The organism is Alkalihalobacillus phoenicis, from assembly GCF_047302405.1.
Taxonomy (GTDB): domain Bacteria; phylum Bacillota; class Bacilli; order Bacillales; family Bacillaceae_D; genus Alkalihalobacillus.
Map to the genome: position 1 here is coordinate 3,390,362 of NZ_CP154853.1, position 17,149 is coordinate 3,407,510.

Below are 17,149 nucleotides of genomic sequence, written 5' to 3' on the forward strand. Positions count from 1 at the left end.
TAACCTCCGCCACATGTATTAACTTGATAGGCAAAGTATATATTATTAATGAAAGCGTCGTCAACCCCTTATTTTCACAAGTTTCGTTCTGTTAGTTTACTCTTGATAAATATCCCATAAAGACGTCTTAGAAGTCGTAATAGCAGAAGCTCCTGCTGCTAGGGCGTTTTTTATATCATCTTTCGTCCTAATTAATCCCCCTGCCAAAATAGGTGTCTTCACCTTTTCTTGTACTTCCTTAATCATCCACGGCATCGCTCCAGGCAAAACTTCGATATAATCAGGCTTCGTTTTTTCAATGAGCCTATAACTTTTTCCGAGAGCGTGTGAATCGATTAAGAAAATTCGTTGAATGGCTACAACCCCTTTTTGTTTTGCTTTTAAAATAACGCTAGACTTCGTTGAAATCAGTCCATATGGTTTAAACTCCTGGCAGATAAACTCTGTTGCGTAATCATCATTTCGGATTCCTTGAATCATATCGACATGATAGATCATTTCTTTTCCATTCGCCTTTGCCATCTTAGAAATATTTTTCAATTGAGAAATATGCGTTTCCAAAAAGATCCCTACTTTAAAGGGGCTCTTTAAAAAATTCTCAAACTCCTTCATATTTGATGAAGCTGGTAATATCGATTGATCCATAGCCATCTCCCCCTTACATCTAGTGTAGTTGAATACAGTTTAGCCGACAGAATATTTGTAAGCAAGGGGAGAAGAGTGAATGTTCTTTGTTATTGTCAAGTCAGCCCTCTTTCTATCAACATTCATTATCTTCCTAATATTTAGACTGATATAACACTTCTCCCTTCCAAAACGAAAGACTATTTTGTATAGTTGGATAATATCGACAAAATTCGGGTGGTGACAGTGATTAACCCCCTTATAATGGACAAATAAGGTATGATAAATATCGGTCTATCAACATTTATGGGGGAGATTATTTTGTCTAAGAAAACAAAAAATACACATAACACCACCGAAATTAAACTAGAAGCTGTACAACAATATCTTAACGGTGAAAAAACTACACGAGAGCTCTCTTCAGAACTTAACGTTCATCAAGATTCTATTAATAATTGGATCAATAAATATAAAGATCATGGAAAGAGTGGTCTTAAAAGAACCAACGCTAATCCAACCAAAAAGCGGAATACAGATAGTACTGAAATGAATGCTTTAAAAGCGCAAATTAAAACACAAAATCTGGAGATTGAAATCCTAAAAAAGTTCCAGGCCTTTCTCAAAGAGAACGAGTAAGCAAAAAGTATGAAGCTATCTCTGTTTTGAGAAAGGAATACTCCGTATCCCTTCTGTGTAGCATTTTAAGTGTGTCTAAAAGTGGCTATTATGCTTATCTAAAACGTCCCAACAAGCAAGTATTTAGTAAAGATAAAAAGATCCTCACGAAAATTAAACGTGCCTTTTCTTTGCATAAAGGGACGTACGGCGCTAAGCGAATTGCTGGCTACTTAAAGAGTAAAAAAACTCTAGTAAACCACAAAAAAGTGGCCCGTTTAATGAAAGAGGCCAATTTAAAAGCCTCGGTAAGACGTCCTAAAACAACAAAGAGTACAAAGACTAAAGCTGCTGGATATATCTATGAAAACTTATTACAAAGAGATTTTCAAGCTAGCCACCCTAACCAGAAGTGGGTAACTGATGTGACAGAAGTTACGGTCGAACAAGAAAAATTCTATATATCAGCACTCATGGATCTTTTTAACCGCGAAGTGATAGCCTTTGAGATTAGCTCTAGTGCAAATTTCGAGCTTGTAAGAGCTACTATCGAGGCTGCCAAAAAGAAACGAAAGCTTACTTCTTTAGACGGTGTAACCATCCACAGTGACCAAGGTAACATCTATCGGTCATTTCACTACTTGGAACTAAGTAAGCAGCTAAAATTCATACCAAGTATGTCCCGGAAAGCAAATTGTTGGGATAATGCGGTTATTGAAAGCTTTTTCTCTCACTTAAAAGTCGAGTATCCTTGTTTCTATCCAACCATTAAAGTAAAGTCATTAGAACAGAATTTGAATAAATATATGAGATATTACAATGAAAAACGAAGCCAATATAAACTAGGATTGATATCTCCGAAACTGTATTTATTAAATTACTTGAAAGCTGTTTGAGTTCTACTAAAATCACGATTTATTAGTATTCATTAAATTAAATAATCCAAAGTTTCTGTACTAGAATTTTTTTTATTTGCCGAATTTATTATTGTCCATATTTAGGGGGCTTGACCACAGGCACTTGTCTGAACGATCCCAAACGGAGGAATCTATCCATGACGAAGCGTCCTATCACAGCAGTTGACTTATGTAAATTTAAGTTTGTAGGCGATCCACAATTATCCCCAAACAAAGACAAAGTCGCCTATGTTTTAACTCATATCGACGAAGAAAAAGATGGCTATTACTCTTATATCTATGTAACGGATTTACAAGGAAATGGGAAAAAGTTTACGGCTCATTATTCAAACGAGGAATTAGTAAAAGATTCGGCTCCAAAGTGGTCACCAGATGGAAGTACGATTGCCTTTCTTTCAAATCGTACAGGGAAAAATCAAGTTTGGTTCATTCCTGCTGATGGTGGAGAAGCGATACAAATAACAAACGTAAAACAAGGTGTTGGTGATTTTATTTGGTCACCCACTGGCAACCAACTTGCCCTTACTATTAAAGGTGAATTAAAGCTTGCGACTGAAAAACAAGAAGAAAAGCTGGATGAAAAAAGTGATGTAAAAGTCATTACGAGACTTCGTTATAAAATGGACGGGGTTGGGATTTTAAGTGAAGAGCGAAAACATCTTTATTTATTTGACATCCAGGCAAAATCATATACTAATATTACTAAAGGTGAGCATGATTTTTCACAACCTCGCTTCTCTTCTGACGGCCAAAGCTTATTTTATATCGGAACAAAAGCCGAGGATAAAGAGTGGGGCTACCTCCCTGCGATTTGGAAATATGACATAGTTTCAAAAAAAGAAAAACTTTTTTACCAAGGAAATGGAAACCTTAATGCTCCCTCTCTATCACCAGACGGGAAATGGTTAGCGATTGCGGGACATACAAGAGGCGAAAGAAAGCAAGGCAACACGAACATTCTATTACTCGATTTAGAAACGAGCAAACTCACAAATTTAACAGAACATTTCGATTACACGGTCGGCAATCTAGTAGGCGTTGATGCAAAATATGATACGGCTGAGCTTCGACTGATTTGGGACTCTTCTAGTTCTCATCTTTTCTTTAGTGCGACAATTGGTGGGGATTGTCAATTATTTAAGGTGAATCTAGACGGTGAAGTTTCTGTTGCCCTTTCCCCATCTGTTGCATCTGTTACCTCCTTTGATATTGTCAGCCCAGAGCAAGCTGTTGCTATTCTCGCAACACCTTTTTCGACTGGAGATTTAGTCACTTTAGATTTAAATAATGTAAGCCAAATCGCTCCACTCACAAAGTGGAACGAAGAACTATATAACGGGATTCACTTAAGCACCCCAGAAAATTTTTATTACAAGAGTACGGTTCAAAGATAGAAGGATGGATTTTAAAACCTTATAATTATAAAAAGGAGCAAAAATATCCACTGATTTTACAAATTCACGGTGGCCCAGCGACCGCTTACGGAAATGGATTGCATCATGAAATGCAATTAATGGCGGCTAAAGGGTATGCAGTTCTTTATACAAATCCACGTGGTAGTCATGGGTATGGACATGACTTTGTTAATGCTGTGATAGGTGACTACGGTGGTATGGATTATGAGGACATTATCGCTGGGGTCGATTATGCTTTAGAAAATTATGATTACATCGATTACAATCAGCTTTTTGTAACAGGAGGAAGCTACGGTGGGTATATGACGAACGTGATCATTACTCGTACTAATCGTTTCAAGGCAGCTGTCACTCAACGCAGTATTTGCAACTGGCATAGCTTCTATGGAACAAGTGATATTGGCTTCTATTTCACAGAATGGCAACACGGACACGCTGATTTATGGAATGATTTCGAGAAATTAATCAAACTTTCACCGCTTCATTATGCCCGTAACGTCAAAACGCCAATCCTTATTTTACATAGCGAACAGGACTTACGTTGCCCGATGGAACAAGCTGAACAATGGTATATCGCCCTTAAACGTTTAGGCGTTGAAACAAAACTCATTCGTTTTCCAGATGAAAACCATGAGCTATCCCGCTCAGGTAAACCTAAACATCGCTTAGAACGGTTAGAGCATTTAATTGGATGGTTTGATGATAGACGTAGTTCATAGTATTTATTGAGAAAAATAGAAACGGTTCTTTGCCTGCAGTCGTAAGCAAAGAACCGTTTTTTATTAATTATTTAACACTATAACAAGGATACCTTATCATCTCAGTAAAATATTAATGCATCCCTTTCCATTCCCCTTGGTTTTTTGATGATTTTTTCTGTTTGGCTTTTTCTTTATGTGCTCGATTCGCAGCAGCACTACCAGGTTCTTTGGCGAATTCTGAATCCGTTTTACTTGAGTCAAATCCTTGCTTATTCTTTTGATCCGGTCCTGTTTTACCATTTCTTTTTGCCATAAATATCACTCCTTTCTTTTATTATGAGAAAGAAAAAGAGAAATATACATTAGGTTAAAACTAGACATTTTGCACCATGCAGTTGCACAGGGTAGACTCTCTTGAGCATATCTGATACTCGATAGGAATGAGAGAAAAAAAGCCAACATCGGTAATAAAGATTCTTTCGTTTATAAGGTCTTTTTAATGAAAAAAAGTCCCCTTTACAAAACCATTCATATCCGACTGTTCAACGTACATACACTGAATTATCTTTTCAAAAAAGGAGTGTGGTATATGAAACCTATTTTAGTGAAAACGATTTCTATTATGCTTCTACTTTTATTTTTTGCCCCCTTACAAGCATCTGCTGGCTTTCTTGGTATCGGCAAACCTGGACCGGGAGCTCCACCTGGCTCGTGGACAGTTGGTGAAATACCAGAAGGAGAAACAAAAACACCCATTCTATTCTTGCATGGTTTAAACGGTTCTTCCTCTACATGGTTTGACTCAAACGATATGTTCCAACAAGCATATGATCATGGCCACCCTACTGCTTATTTAAACCTTTACCCCGACCATTCAAACTGGGATAACGCTGAATTGCTCACCGAAGTCCTTCCTGAAATCTATCAATACTTTGGCGAAAAAATGATGGTCGTTGCTCATAGCAAAGGAGGAGTCGATGTGCAAACGGCCGTCGTTCATTATAATGCGAGTGAATACATTGAAAGAGTTATTACGCTCGGTTCCCCACACCATGGCAGTGAATTGGCAAACTTGGCCCATAGTTCTTGGGCTTGGTGGTTAGCAGAAATTATTGGAATGCGTTCAGATGGTACAGACGCTCTGCAAACCGGAAACATGGCTTATTTCCGAAGCCAAACCGATCCACTATTTGATCCAAGCTCTGTTCCATTTTCAACAATATCCGGAACCTCATGGGGCTCTTTTGGCTCTGTCCTGTATTTTGGTGGACTTTATTTATCTATTCATGGGACAAATGATGGAGCGGTGACGTTAAACAGTGCACGACTACCCGGTGCCCCTGAAATCGCTTCTTTGCCATTGGATCACTTTAAAATCAATCAAGGGCACCTCATTTTTCCTTATCTACAAGAGGAACTTAATCATCCAAACATAACAACTGAATCTGGAAGTGACAAGGCAAACATGATTGTTCGAGGCGGCGAATTGTCAAATGAAGCTGAGCAACCATTCACCGTCGAGAGTGGTGTGAATGAATTAAATATATTTTTATTAGCAAGTGATGAACTTGCAGAAGCCTCACTTCATGCACCAGATGGGAAGTTATTTCAAATGGAAAGCGTTAAAAAGGAACCTGAACATAGTATTTTTAATGGCACATATGTACACCACTTTAAAGTGCAAACACCAGAACCAGGAATGTGGAACGTGACAATGAGTCACGATCAAGAAGCCTCTTATTTAGCAGTTGCTATGTTCGAAGGGGGTATTAGTGAAGCACTTCACATTAATTCATCGAACCTACAAACGAATTTAGACAAAGACGAAATTATACACAGTGAAACGTCTTATACGGTTTACATTAATGATAAGAAAATGAGCGATTCCTCCACCATTCAAAGCATTCCATACCAAACTAATCAATCACAAACGATCACAATCGACATTGAAGGAAAAACAACAGCTGGCCAACCGTTTGAACGCACCATTATCAACCATCGTTACATCGATAAAAAAGGAATTGTATACGATTAAAGAAAGTGGTGGCTCAAAAGGGGATTAAACCTTTTGAGTCATCTTTTTTTGTAAAGAGGAATGTTGGCCTAGTGGGTTGGTCATAAAAGTTGCTGGGGGTTGGGTGCTTATTCTCTCTGATTCATAATGAAATTCTCGCCTTTCCTGAATTACGATGCAAATATTCGCTAAATAATCATAAAACCACAAAAAAAGGCATCCAAAAGTTTTTGCATATAAACTTTTAGAACTGCCCTTTCATATTTTTTCTAAGTTTTTAGACCCATATCTTTACTCTAAGCTCAAAAGCACTATTCATTCACATTCTTTCTCCGATTGTATACATATAAGAGACTGGCTAACACCATTATACAAATGCCAAGAACAAGATAATTATAAGATTCGGTCGCCGTCGAAGGAAGAATTTGACCATCTTTCACTTTTCTACCAAGATCACTTTCAGAAATTGGTCGTTGAGGTGCCACCACATTATTGCCTGTATCATCCTCTTGATCGATTGGTTCTTGAGACTGTTCTGCTCCCTCTGCTATAAATTTAATCTCCACTTCAAATTCTAACCCTTGAAATTCGTTACCTAACTCAGTTGGAAATCTTATAATAAATAAAAGTTCTTCTTCGTGTAATGTTTTTAAGTGTCTTGGTTCAAATCCAGTGAACTCACTTAACTTCCCTTTATATAAAAGACCATTCTCATTCTCAATTTCTAATAAAAATTCGTTATAAAGCTTTTTAGAACCACCTTGAAACAGCACTTCTGAATTATACGTAAAATCTTCTGAACCTCTGTTTTGAATTGTTAATCTCCGTTCCGCCCAATCACCTGGTTTCATGTTATCGACCTGAAATAAAAGACTATCAGGAGAAGTTGAAATACTGATAGGATTCGTTTCTGCTAGCGTTTGCTGGCTATATTGGATACTCAAGCTGCCGAGCAGAAATACAGTTAGTGCTGTTACTAATATATAGATAAATCGTGTTTTATTTACCATATCATCACCTTCAGCTAATGGGTAAGCTTACGACCGCATTGATAGATTTTCTAGACCGATTCCTTCATTTCTTCTACTTTTGTTACTTCCTCTAATTTACTTCTGGCCTTATTATCTTTTTCAAGTTGAGATATCCCTTGCCAGATCGTGAAGCCTGAATAAATCAAGAGTAAAAGCCCTGGTAGGATTAATAAAAGAGCCGCTCCTTCTTTTGACTGAGCAAAATTTCCAACATAACCTGCAAACGGAATCGTAAAACCAACATACTCAGCGACGACATTTTCCGATAAAACGAGAGCACTATCTGGAGCATTGTTGTTATCGCCTTTTGTTTCATACATAACATGTTCGCCACTATGCACAACATCAATGATTCTGTGAGTAATTAATTTATTTTCGCCTTCCATAAACGTGACAACATCACCTGCTTTAAACCGAGTCATGTCCCCACCTGGTTTCACCGCAATAATTGATCCGGTTTGAAACTCTGGCTCCATTGACCCAGATAAGACCGTTTTAAATTGGTAACCAAATAGTTCTGGTTCTCCCCCAGACGCTTTTGATGAAATGACAATAAAAACCATAAATACCAATGCTACAAATAAGACAAAGCTAATTAGACGACTACTCCATTTCATGGCTACTTTCATTTATTCGTCACCTTCCTCTGTAGACTCAGATTCTTCCTCTTCTTTTTCACTTTTGGTCTTTTTTTTCGTTTCAGCTTTGTTGACCTCGATTTCTTTCTCATCTTCTTTACTTTCCTTTTTCAGTTGCTCGTCTTTTGGCTTTTCATTCTCTTTTTCTTCTATGTTTTCTTTTGGATTATCCTCATTTGATTCATCAGCCTTTTCTTTTTCTGAATCCGTTTTTTCGTCTTCAACTTTAGTTTCAGTCGGCTGTTCTTCATCTTCTATCTCTATCTCTTCTTCCTGCGTTAAATCTTCTTCTGCTACCTCTTCCATTTCTTCAATCTCTTCATCTATTTCAGGCTCTTCTTCTTCCATAACACATTCATTAATGACAAATTTCTCACTCCAGAGCTCTGTTCGTTCTTCATAATTATCATCATAGCCATCTCGTTGATAGAGCTTAAATATATAGGAACCAATGGATGCATCCTCATATACAAGTTCCATATTCTCTCCTTGTTTTATCGAGTCAACGGTACCCCCACCGACTTTCTCGCCATTGTCCTTAGGATCTCCATTTTCCGAATAGTACACTTCATATTCCGTCGAACCAATCATGTCAAACCCATCATTTTTGATTTTTACAGTGATATCCATTGGAACACATGCTTCAAGTTCTTCACCTTCACCTATAAAACTCAAATCACTCCCGTCCCACCATGTCCCTGTCTGAATGGACATTTTGGATTGACTAGAATCACTAAAAAAAGCAAATGTATCTGATGTTAAGACAGCTGTTGAAAGAACGACTGCATACCATATCGCAAGGAGTTGTGCTAATATAATTAACTTCTTATACTTTTTTCGATACTTAACAGCACGTAAACTTCTCATCTTCTCTAATCCTCCTATAAATAAAGGCCTTTTTATTTGCTATCATAAATGTACAAAGGGATTTATAGATTTATGATAATAAATAGGAGAAAGGTGAGGGTGAGCTCACCTTTCCAGCTTGAAACTTTATTATCTTTCTTCTCCATCTGTTTGGAAGCCTTCAAAAGTCCAAGTAAGATCTAAATCCAAGTCTTGAAGATCGTTTTGAGCTTTTCCAGTATCATTAAATCTAAATTGTACGGTAAAATCTGCTGTCTCACCGGCTGTAATTCCTGTGATTTCTTCTGGTACATCCTCAAATACAGGATCTACAGTAACCCAATAACCAAATAGTGGCCAAATAATCCATTGCCAATATTCATAGCCCTCTTCTTTCATAATTTCTTCTATATTTACCTTCGTTGCTAAATCCTCTGGAGTTAAATCACGTAAATCTTTTAAAGAGACTTCAAACAATACTTCATAATCTTCATCCCCAGTCGTATTTTTCAAGAACTGAACATAAAGTTGTTCCGCATATTTATTAGCTAATGGATTCGGAACGGCCTCACCATTTTTTGTCACTGTATACTCTGTCTTAAGATCAACATACTTCATATCCAAAGTTCCATTATTCTGAAGCTCAAATGATCTTGGCATCCAATCACCAGGTTTTATATTTTCCATCGGAATTTGAACGGTTGGATCTACATCTAAAACAATTGTTCCAGATGCAAATGTGTTTGTTTGCGTCGCTGTATCACTAAAATAAGCAAACGTTCCTCCACCGATCAATGAAATACCCAGTGCTGCTGTTAAAACGCCCATACCTAACTTTTTCTTAATACTCATAAATGATTCCATCCTTTCAACCCTTGTGGGTATGTAGTTTTTTTATATGAACCTTTGTTATGACAAAGGTATCAACCAGTAAGTCATTGGTACTTCATTGACTAAAATATTGCATTTCTTTTTACAGAACAACCAAACCATAATCCGTTGTTTTTGTTCTGTATAACGAACCGTTAAGCATAGTATATTTCATATGACAGAGAAAGGTAAACTGTTAAAATCAATCAAATAACCGATATAACGAACAAATAACTTTAATTTTCTCCTTTTTACTCGATTTTAATAACTTTTTCATAAAGATAGTAGATTAAATTCTTTTTAAAGAACAAAAAATCGACAAGTGTCAGACAACTGTCGATTTTTCAGTTTGTAATATCATATTTTGTGCTGAATTTTTATGTGTAATATGTAATATGATACGAATATTCAAAATCGCTGTATGACAAGCTAATCTTTTTCAAAAAACGCACATTTGGCCAAAATAAAAAAGCTCCTATCGTTAGGAGGCTCTTCTACATGTACAAATATTTCGACTCGACATTTTCCGGGAAATAACGAGCACCTTTTCTATCCTACAGCTAACAAATGAGTTAGCTAAAATCTCCATTAAGATATTTAGATAATAGCTTCCCTTCTACATACTCCCTGCAATCAGGAGATAAATGAGTTCGTTCAGGGTGAATAATATCTCCAAACACTCTATCTGCTAAAAATTTCACCTCACCAGTAAATGGTTCCTCCAACTCGGCATCATAACCGGATATCTGCACAAATACCGATTGATGCCCCGCACGAACAAAATCGATTACATTGACACTGTGCTTTTTCTGATTCACATTAACACCCTCCAAATTTCGACAGGTGCCTGTCACCTGTCGAACCTGACGAAACCATTTTTCTTTTTTTATTTTCAATACGATTATAAGCTAACATAGTAGACCACATTAGAAAAGTCGCAATCGCACTTCCAAAAAAGAATAAAGTTAATCCAGGAATAAAATTAAATAGATAATAAACGGCCACCATTCCTGCTGCCATAAAGATCATAATATGTGGATTAATAAAAGAAACTAATAAACTCTGTTTAAAGTAATGAAAAAAGTTCAAATCAAGATGAACATACATTGGAAATATAAGCATTAATAAAGCTAAATAAAATAACCCTATAAATACAAGTCCAAAACTTAATAATGTATGAATCATTCCTGAAATCGTCCCTAAATACGTAAAGTTTATAACAAGAACATAACCAAAAATAACTAAAATAAGTCCAATGATATTTGATTTTATAAATTCCTTTTTAAATACGTTAAAAAAAGTTTTAAAGATCGGCACGCTCTCTTCTTTTAGCAAAAGCATTCTTATGACCGTAAACATCGCCACTGTAGCTGGCATAAAACCGACAATAAACAAGCCGATCATCGTAAAAAATAGCCATAGTAAATTTATATAGGCTAAACGCATAATCCAATCAGATATCGAATATAGCGGTGAATCTACCCAACTTCTTTGCATGATGATCACCTTCTCTACAAATAGTATTGATTTCGATACATATTACATATGAGTCGATTAAGACTCTCCATCTATCATAGCTTCTAATACACTAAAACCGTATGAATAAAAGGGTCGTTCCTTTATCATCACGGCAACGTAAGAGCCGGATTCATCCATTTCTAAATATTGAAAAAAACTAGTATCGCTATCCACAGTCATTGCGTATACATGTTCTTCTCCTGTATGCTCATTTTTTCCTATATGTTGATTTTCTTCTTCAACAACCGCTACAATCGAATCAAGAGGATGTAAAATAACCGGATCAAAGATAATCGGAAACAGCGATTTTTCAACTAGATATATATCCCCCTCACCTGCTACCATTTCGACCGTTAGTTTTTCCGGGGAAGGTAAAAACATTTGTACTTCCATACTTATGCCCTCATCATTATTGACGTTTTCAAAGTAATTTTCAATACGTTCATTATAAGAAAAGGGAAGATCAGAAAACACCATAATGTTTAAGTGTTCTTTCTCAGTAGGGCCACTACAGCCCGAAATAAATAGCAATATCATGACCGTCCCTACACAAAACCTAATCTTCATGTTATCACCTTCTTTTTTGTGAAAATAAAAGAGGAGAAGGGGCTGTCACATAAGGTTACTAATTTCCTTACAGCATCCCCTTTATTTTCTGCTCTTTTAAAGGAGCTGGACTTTACTTACTTTTATATCCCCATTCAATATGAAGTATATATCACTCTCATCTGATAGAGATGATATCTCAATCTCCATTTCCTTCCAATCATTAGATTGAGGAACCATCACCTTGCCAATCATTTCACCATCTAAACTGCCTAAATTCACTCTTATTTCTCCTTCTTCTAAATGAGAGACGGTCGTGATCTTTAGCTTTTGACAAGGAGTCGTTCCGTTCACTTGATGAAAAGCAATCCATCCTTGTTTATCCACAGTTCGTATACAATAATTCCTACCTTCGTATTCATCGATGATTACATTCTCATAATCATCATAATTAAACGCATACACTCCATCATGTAAGTTACGAGCCGGAATCTTGTCTCCATCAACGTGAATTTCCGTACAGCAAGCTATATTTTTAGAAGAACTTCCGATCATTAAGCTATACACTCCATTTTCCACACAATATCTTTCTTGCGTTACATCCCAAAATTCGAGTTTTGAAATAGGTACAGTAAATTCAACCTGCTTCTTCTCACCTGATTGCAGATGAACTCTAGTAAAGTCTAATAATGTTTTGAGCGGCCGTTTTACTCTAGAACGTTCTGCTCGTCCATAAAGTTGAACAACCTCATCCCCAGCAAATTTTCCTGTATTTTCTATACTGATCGTCACTTTCACTTTATCAGCTGATGTTAAAGTCGTCTCGCTAACTTGAAAATTGCTGTAATTAAATGTCGTATAACTTAATCCGTGCCCAAAAGGGTATAAGACGTCTCCTTCAAAGTATTGATAAGTACGCTTTCCTTTAATAATATCGTAGTCCATGATATCAGGTAACTGCTCAACAGAACGATACCATGTCATACTTAGTCTACCAGCTGGAATGTAATCTCCAAATAATACGTCGGCAACGGCATTTCCTAACTCTGGTCCAGCATGAGAAGTGTACATGATTCCACCTAGGTTCTCATTAGCCCAATTAAGGGCATATGGATAACTACTAACAAGAACAGCGATTGTGTTTGAATTCACTTGTTTAACCGCTTGAAGCAGCTTTTCTTGCTCAGGAGGCAAAATAATATCCTCACGATCGACACACTCTTTCCCATTGATGAACGGATTATTTCCAAGAACAACGACTGCATAATCCTGATCGGCGGCGGCTTTGACCGCTTCTTCAATCCCATCTTCGAGTACGTCTATCTCAAAATGAGCTTGCGATTCCACCAACTCTTGTTCATGTTCCTGTACAACTAAAGATTGAGCAGCTGAGATAACGACTCTCTTATCGTCCCAAGACTGAAGGCTATACACTCCCTCACTGCTTTCTATAAGTTGAAAGCTTTCTTTCACAAACCATCCTCTTGCCTCATCTGCAGTAGCTGTAATCATCCCTTCATCTATCGTCAAAAACTTACCTGTTGATAGTGATTTTAGGGTTTGGCTTCCCCAGCCCCAATCCGTCCATTCAAATACCTCTGCTTCCTCAACCTTACAGTTAGCCACCAAAGCATGATTAAATGACTGATTTACCCCTAGATAACTACCTGTTTGTGCCGTCCGAATTCGAATCAGAGGATTCCCAGATTTATGGGTGACCTTTTTATTTTCGAGTTTATTCTTAATTCCTTCTAAGGCAGTGACCCGATAGGACGGGGTCCCACTATACCAATCAACTTGAACATCGTCTGCAAGTGGCCCAATGACAGCTATCGACTCAGTCGCCCTTTTATTCAGAGGCAAGAGCCCATCATTTTTTAACAAAACCACTTGTTCTTGGGCTGCTTGATAAGAAAGTTGCTTATGCTCTTTTGCAAGTAATTTCGATTCAGAGACAGAGGCATAGGGATTTCTTTCTTCATCAAACTCACCGAGCCTAAATCGTACTTTAAAAGTGTTAATGAGAGCTTTATCTAGATCAGCTTCTACAAGTAATCCTTTATATAATGCCTCTTTCATTGCTTGAATAGAAATTTCCACATCATCCGTAATACTATCAATTCCGCTCTTAATCGTATCAGCTAAAGCCTCTGAATAAGTTTCATAGTATTTATGTTCATTAACAATTCCTACTACATCTCCTGCATCACTTACAATAAAACCATCCATTCCCCATTCTTGTTTAACTACTTTCTCTACATAAGGATGAAGAAGAGCTGGTGTGCCATTGATCGAATTATAAGCGGTCATGATAGACTTCGCTTTTCCTTCTACAATGGCTGGCTTAAATGCTTTAAGATAATATTCATGCATATTCCTTGGGTCAATACTGGCGGAACACTCACCTCTATTTATTTCATTATTGTTTCCAAGAAAATGCTTTAAAGTGGCTACAGACTTAAGATAAACCGGATCATCGCCTTGCATTCCCTTAACTAATTCTGTTGTTAATTGTCCCGTTAATTCTGGATCTTCCCCATATGCTTCTTCGGTACGACCCCAGCGTGGATCCCTTTCCATATCAACCGTTGGTGCCCAGAGAGTTAACCCATGTTTGGAAGGGTTTCTTTGATAAAATACTCTTGCTTCATCACCAATAACGGTTCCAATTTTTTTCATTAAATTTGGGTTCCATGTGCTAGACAACCCTATATTTTGTGGAAATACCGTCGCCTCGCCTAACCATGCAATTCCATGAGCCGCTTCTGTTCCTTGTTTATGAGCCTTAACCCCTAGCCTTTTAATTTCGGGCTGATGTTGCATCATTAATTCTATTTTTTCATCAAGTGTAAATCTGTTAACTAAATCTCTTACTCTTTCTTCTATTAATAACTCTGTATTCTGAAATGGAAATTTTACGGCTTGAGGCACTGAAATCTCTCCCTATATGGCGATTTTTTAGACACCTTTTACAATTGAATCGTAAACTCTTGAACCTTTTTCTCAGATGATAACTTTACCCCAAATGTCGTTCTTTCAATGGCTACCCCTTCTGCATTAGAGATTGATTCCATCCCTCGAAGAATCATACTCCACGGTTTAGTAGGCATTTTATTGAGCTTCACTTTTAAAGCTGCTTCATTTTTTTCAATCATTATGGTGAACTCCTCTTCTCCATTTTGATTTCTAATGATAGAAGTTGCTGAACTCGTTATTTGAAAGACATGAAGCTCTACTTGTTCGGCATAATCATAATCTGGTTTTGTCTCTGTATCTCCAACTGCAATGATAGAGTTAGGACGGGCAAATAGTGGGAGACTCATATAATCATGATGCTCCTTTATCCATTTGCCACCTTCAATCACTTCATTCGTTAAATAATTGGTCCACGAACCATTTGGTAAATAATAGGAAACATCTCCCTTTTCACTAAAAACGGGTGCTACTAGTAAAGACTCCCCTAACATATACTGGCGGTCTAAATAATCACATGAAGGATCGTTTGGATATTCCAGTAACATTGCACGCATCATAGGAATTCCAAGTTTAGACGAACGGAAGGCTTCGTTATATAAGTAAGGCATAAGCGAACACTTTAACTTCGTAAAAAAGCGAATGACATCAACTGATTCTTCATCATAGTTCCAAGGGACTCGGTACGATTTACTCCCATGCAATCGACTATGACTGGAAAGTAAACCAAAGGCCGCCCATCGTTTATACAAATCAGCAGGTGCTGTACTTTCAAATCCGCCGATATCATGACTCCAATAACCGAATCCAGATAATCCTAACGATAAACCACCACGAAGACTTTCTGCCATCGACTCATAGGTTGCGTCACAATCTCCCCCCCAATGAACGGGAAATTGCTGCCCACCTGCCGTTGATGAGCGTGCAAATAAGGTTGCTTCACCGACACCTAATTTATCCTCTAATAATTCAAAAACGACTTTATTATATAAATAGGAATAGTAATTATGCATCTTCATCGGATCAGAATCGTCATAATAAACGACATCTGTCGGAATTCTTTCCCCAAAATCCGTTTTGAAGCTGTCCACCCCCATATCTAACAGTCTTTCTAAGTGAGAGTTATACCACTTGCACGCTTCAGGGTTGGTAAAATCTACAATTCCCATCCCAGGCTGCCATTTATCCCACTGCCAAACATCGCCGTTTTCTTTTTTTAATAAATATCCCTTTTCTACCGCTTCATCAAAAAGATGTGATTGTTGAGCAATATATGGATTAATCCAAACACATATTTTTAAACCTTTTTCCTTTAATCGCTGTAACATTCCTTTTGGATCAGGAAATACTTCTTTATCCCATTCAAAATCACACCACTTCAATGCTTCCATCCAAAAACAATCAAAATGAAAAACATGTAATGGTAATTCTCGCTCTGTCATCCCCTGTACAAATTGATTAACGGTCTCTTCATCATAATTAGTTGTAAAAGACGTCGTCAGCCATAATCCGAACGACCATGCTGGAGGAAGGGCTGGTTTACCTGTTAATGTCGTATAGTTCTCCAACACCTTTTTCGGATTTCCACCCCCAATAATAAAATACTCTAACGACTCCCCCTCTACACTAAATTGAACTTTAGATACTTTCTCAGAGCCTATTTCAAAAGAAACGTTTTCCGGATGATTAACAAAAATTCCGTACCCTTTATTTGATAAGTAAAAAGGAACATTTTTATAGGATTGCTCTGTACTCGTTCCACCGTCTTTATTCCAAGTATCGACTACTTGACCGTTTTTAATAAAAGGGGTAAACCGTTCCCCAAGGCCATACAAATTTTCACTAACAGATATACCTAGCTCTTCTCGCATATAGGTCCTTTTCGTAGAATCTGTTATATGAGCCATCCCTTTATAGCCGCTGCCAGTTATTGATTCTCCATCATATAAGTACCGGGCTCCCCAACCGCCTGTTTTCTGCAATTGTACGGTTAACTTTCCACTAGATAAAGAGATTTCATCGTCATTCTCTGTTATATTTATGTGTTTCCTTTGATCATGAATTGGAAATTGGGGATAACGTGGCTTTCCCCCTTTATGGCGAACGATCTTGACACGAATTACGTCATCAAAAGGGGAAGAATATTCAACAGTAAGTAATGGTAAGTCTAATTGTGCCCCACGATTGGTGAGATCTTGTGGGGCTACTAAGGCTGATAGAGTTGTTTCATCATATGTTGCTTTAAATAGTTGAACAGGTGTAATCAGTTCAAACCCTTCTCTGATTAGCCAATTCCCATCTGTAAATTTCATTAGTAAACACTCCTTATCCTCGACAGCGATTGCGATTTATATAATGTCTCTGTCACTCATTTTTTAATAGAATACCCGTTACGGCTCCATGTCACATAACGGGCATTCAAGAGGACCATTTCTATAAAT

The 17,149-nt window shown here is 37.3% G+C and carries 16 protein-coding genes; 5 read left to right on the forward strand and 11 right to left on the reverse strand.

Annotated elements, in window-relative coordinates:
• Positions 1-96: 96 nt before the first annotated feature.
• Positions 97-651 (reverse strand): glycerol-3-phosphate responsive antiterminator, encoded by a 555-nt coding sequence (locus AA0017_RS15950; protein WP_413376025.1) that lies wholly within the window; start codon positions 649-651, stop codon positions 97-99.
• Positions 652-945: 294 nt separating this feature from the next.
• On the opposite strand from AA0017_RS15950, the gene AA0017_RS15955 reads away from it, so the two are divergent.
• The 4 genes from AA0017_RS15955 to AA0017_RS15970 all read left to right on the forward strand — a co-directional run bounded on the left by AA0017_RS15955 (position 946) and on the right by AA0017_RS15970 (position 4,290).
• Positions 946-1,260, forward strand: coding sequence for a transposase (locus tag AA0017_RS15955; protein WP_413376027.1), 315 nt, complete (start codon positions 946-948; stop codon positions 1,258-1,260).
• 26 nt (positions 1,261-1,286) lie between these two features.
• A complete protein-coding gene (locus AA0017_RS15960) occupies positions 1,287-2,135 on the forward strand; it encodes an IS3 family transposase (RefSeq protein ID WP_413376029.1) in 849 nt (282 codons plus the stop codon).
• A gap of 158 nt (positions 2,136-2,293) precedes the next feature.
• The gene (locus tag AA0017_RS15965) at positions 2,294-3,550 is read left to right on the forward strand and encodes a TolB family protein (protein ID WP_413376031.1); all 1,257 of its coding nucleotides are present in this window, start codon (positions 2,294-2,296) and stop codon (positions 3,548-3,550) included.
• An 8-nt stretch (positions 3,551-3,558) separates the two neighbouring features.
• Positions 3,559-4,290 (forward strand): alpha/beta hydrolase family protein, encoded by a 732-nt coding sequence (locus AA0017_RS15970; protein ID WP_413382639.1) that lies wholly within the window; start codon positions 3,559-3,561, stop codon positions 4,288-4,290.
• A 112-nt stretch (positions 4,291-4,402) separates the two neighbouring features.
• On the opposite strand, the gene AA0017_RS15975 is transcribed toward AA0017_RS15970, so the two are convergent.
• Positions 4,403-4,585 carry a hypothetical protein gene (locus AA0017_RS15975; RefSeq protein ID WP_413376033.1) on the reverse strand — a complete coding sequence of 61 codons (183 nt, stop codon included), beginning with the start codon at positions 4,583-4,585 and terminating at the stop codon, positions 4,403-4,405.
• Between the two features lie 276 nt (positions 4,586-4,861).
• Between AA0017_RS15975 and AA0017_RS15980 the strand changes: the two genes are divergently transcribed.
• A complete protein-coding gene (locus tag AA0017_RS15980) occupies positions 4,862-6,307 on the forward strand; it encodes an esterase/lipase family protein (protein WP_413376035.1) in 1,446 nt (481 codons plus the stop codon).
• A 290-nt stretch (positions 6,308-6,597) separates the two neighbouring features.
• Here the strand turns inward: AA0017_RS15980 and AA0017_RS15985 are convergent, their stop codons facing one another.
• The 9 genes from AA0017_RS15985 to yicI all read right to left on the reverse strand — a co-directional run bounded on the left by AA0017_RS15985 (position 6,598) and on the right by yicI (position 17,020).
• On the reverse strand, positions 6,598-7,296 hold the full coding sequence (locus AA0017_RS15985; RefSeq protein ID WP_413376037.1) for an LPXTG cell wall anchor domain-containing protein: 699 nt from the start codon (positions 7,294-7,296) through the stop codon (positions 6,598-6,600).
• A gap of 50 nt (positions 7,297-7,346) precedes the next feature.
• The gene (gene sipW / locus AA0017_RS15990; RefSeq protein ID WP_413376039.1) at positions 7,347-7,946 is read right to left on the reverse strand and encodes a signal peptidase I SipW; all 600 of its coding nucleotides are present in this window, start codon (positions 7,944-7,946) and stop codon (positions 7,347-7,349) included.
• On the reverse strand, positions 7,947-8,822 hold the full coding sequence (gene tapA / locus AA0017_RS15995) for an amyloid fiber anchoring/assembly protein TapA (RefSeq protein ID WP_413376040.1): 876 nt from the start codon (positions 8,820-8,822) through the stop codon (positions 7,947-7,949).
• Positions 8,823-8,951: 129 nt separating this feature from the next.
• The gene (locus AA0017_RS16000) at positions 8,952-9,653 is read right to left on the reverse strand and encodes a TasA family protein (RefSeq protein ID WP_413376042.1); all 702 of its coding nucleotides are present in this window, start codon (positions 9,651-9,653) and stop codon (positions 8,952-8,954) included.
• 590 nt (positions 9,654-10,243) lie between these two features.
• Entirely contained in the window at positions 10,244-10,489 is a 246-nt protein-coding gene (locus AA0017_RS16005) for a hypothetical protein (RefSeq protein ID WP_413376044.1), read from the reverse strand.
• A 1-nt stretch (position 10,490) separates the two neighbouring features.
• Positions 10,491-11,168: a YesL family protein gene (locus tag AA0017_RS16010; protein ID WP_413376046.1), complete on the reverse strand. Its 678-nt coding sequence runs from the start codon at positions 11,166-11,168 to the stop codon at positions 10,491-10,493.
• Between the two features lie 57 nt (positions 11,169-11,225).
• Positions 11,226-11,756, reverse strand: coding sequence for a hypothetical protein (locus AA0017_RS16015; protein WP_413376048.1), 531 nt, complete (start codon positions 11,754-11,756; stop codon positions 11,226-11,228).
• A gap of 96 nt (positions 11,757-11,852) precedes the next feature.
• Positions 11,853-14,666, reverse strand: coding sequence for a glycoside hydrolase family 3 C-terminal domain-containing protein (locus tag AA0017_RS16020; RefSeq protein WP_413376050.1), 2,814 nt, complete (start codon positions 14,664-14,666; stop codon positions 11,853-11,855).
• A gap of 38 nt (positions 14,667-14,704) precedes the next feature.
• Positions 14,705-17,020 (reverse strand): alpha-xylosidase, encoded by a 2,316-nt coding sequence (gene yicI, locus AA0017_RS16025; RefSeq protein WP_413376052.1) that lies wholly within the window; start codon positions 17,018-17,020, stop codon positions 14,705-14,707.
• Positions 17,021-17,149 lie beyond the last annotated feature (129 nt).

Bases quoted from the DNA above. Each gene is read 5' to 3' on its own strand.
- AA0017_RS15965 (WP_413376031.1), top strand. From the start codon at position 2,294: ATGACGAAGCGTCCTATCACAGCAGTTGACTTATGTAAATTTAAGTTT.
- AA0017_RS15975 (WP_413376033.1), bottom strand. From the start codon at position 4,585: ATGGCAAAAAGAAATGGTAAAACAGGACCGGATCAAAAGAATAAGCAA.
- tapA (WP_413376040.1), bottom strand. From the start codon at position 8,822: ATGAGAAGTTTACGTGCTGTTAAGTATCGAAAAAAGTATAAGAAGTTA.
- AA0017_RS15980 (WP_413376035.1), top strand. From the start codon at position 4,862: ATGAAACCTATTTTAGTGAAAACGATTTCTATTATGCTTCTACTTTTA.
- AA0017_RS16015 (WP_413376048.1), bottom strand. From the start codon at position 11,756: ATGAAGATTAGGTTTTGTGTAGGGACGGTCATGATATTGCTATTTATT.
- AA0017_RS16000 (WP_413376042.1), bottom strand. From the start codon at position 9,653: ATGAGTATTAAGAAAAAGTTAGGTATGGGCGTTTTAACAGCAGCACTG.
- yicI (WP_413376052.1), bottom strand. From the start codon at position 17,020: ATGAAATTTACAGATGGGAATTGGCTAATCAGAGAAGGGTTTGAACTG.
- AA0017_RS16010 (WP_413376046.1), bottom strand. From the start codon at position 11,168: ATGCAAAGAAGTTGGGTAGATTCACCGCTATATTCGATATCTGATTGG.
- AA0017_RS15985 (WP_413376037.1), bottom strand. From the start codon at position 7,296: ATGGTAAATAAAACACGATTTATCTATATATTAGTAACAGCACTAACT.
- AA0017_RS15950 (WP_413376025.1), bottom strand. From the start codon at position 651: ATGGCTATGGATCAATCGATATTACCAGCTTCATCAAATATGAAGGAG.
- sipW (WP_413376039.1), bottom strand. From the start codon at position 7,946: ATGAAAGTAGCCATGAAATGGAGTAGTCGTCTAATTAGCTTTGTCTTA.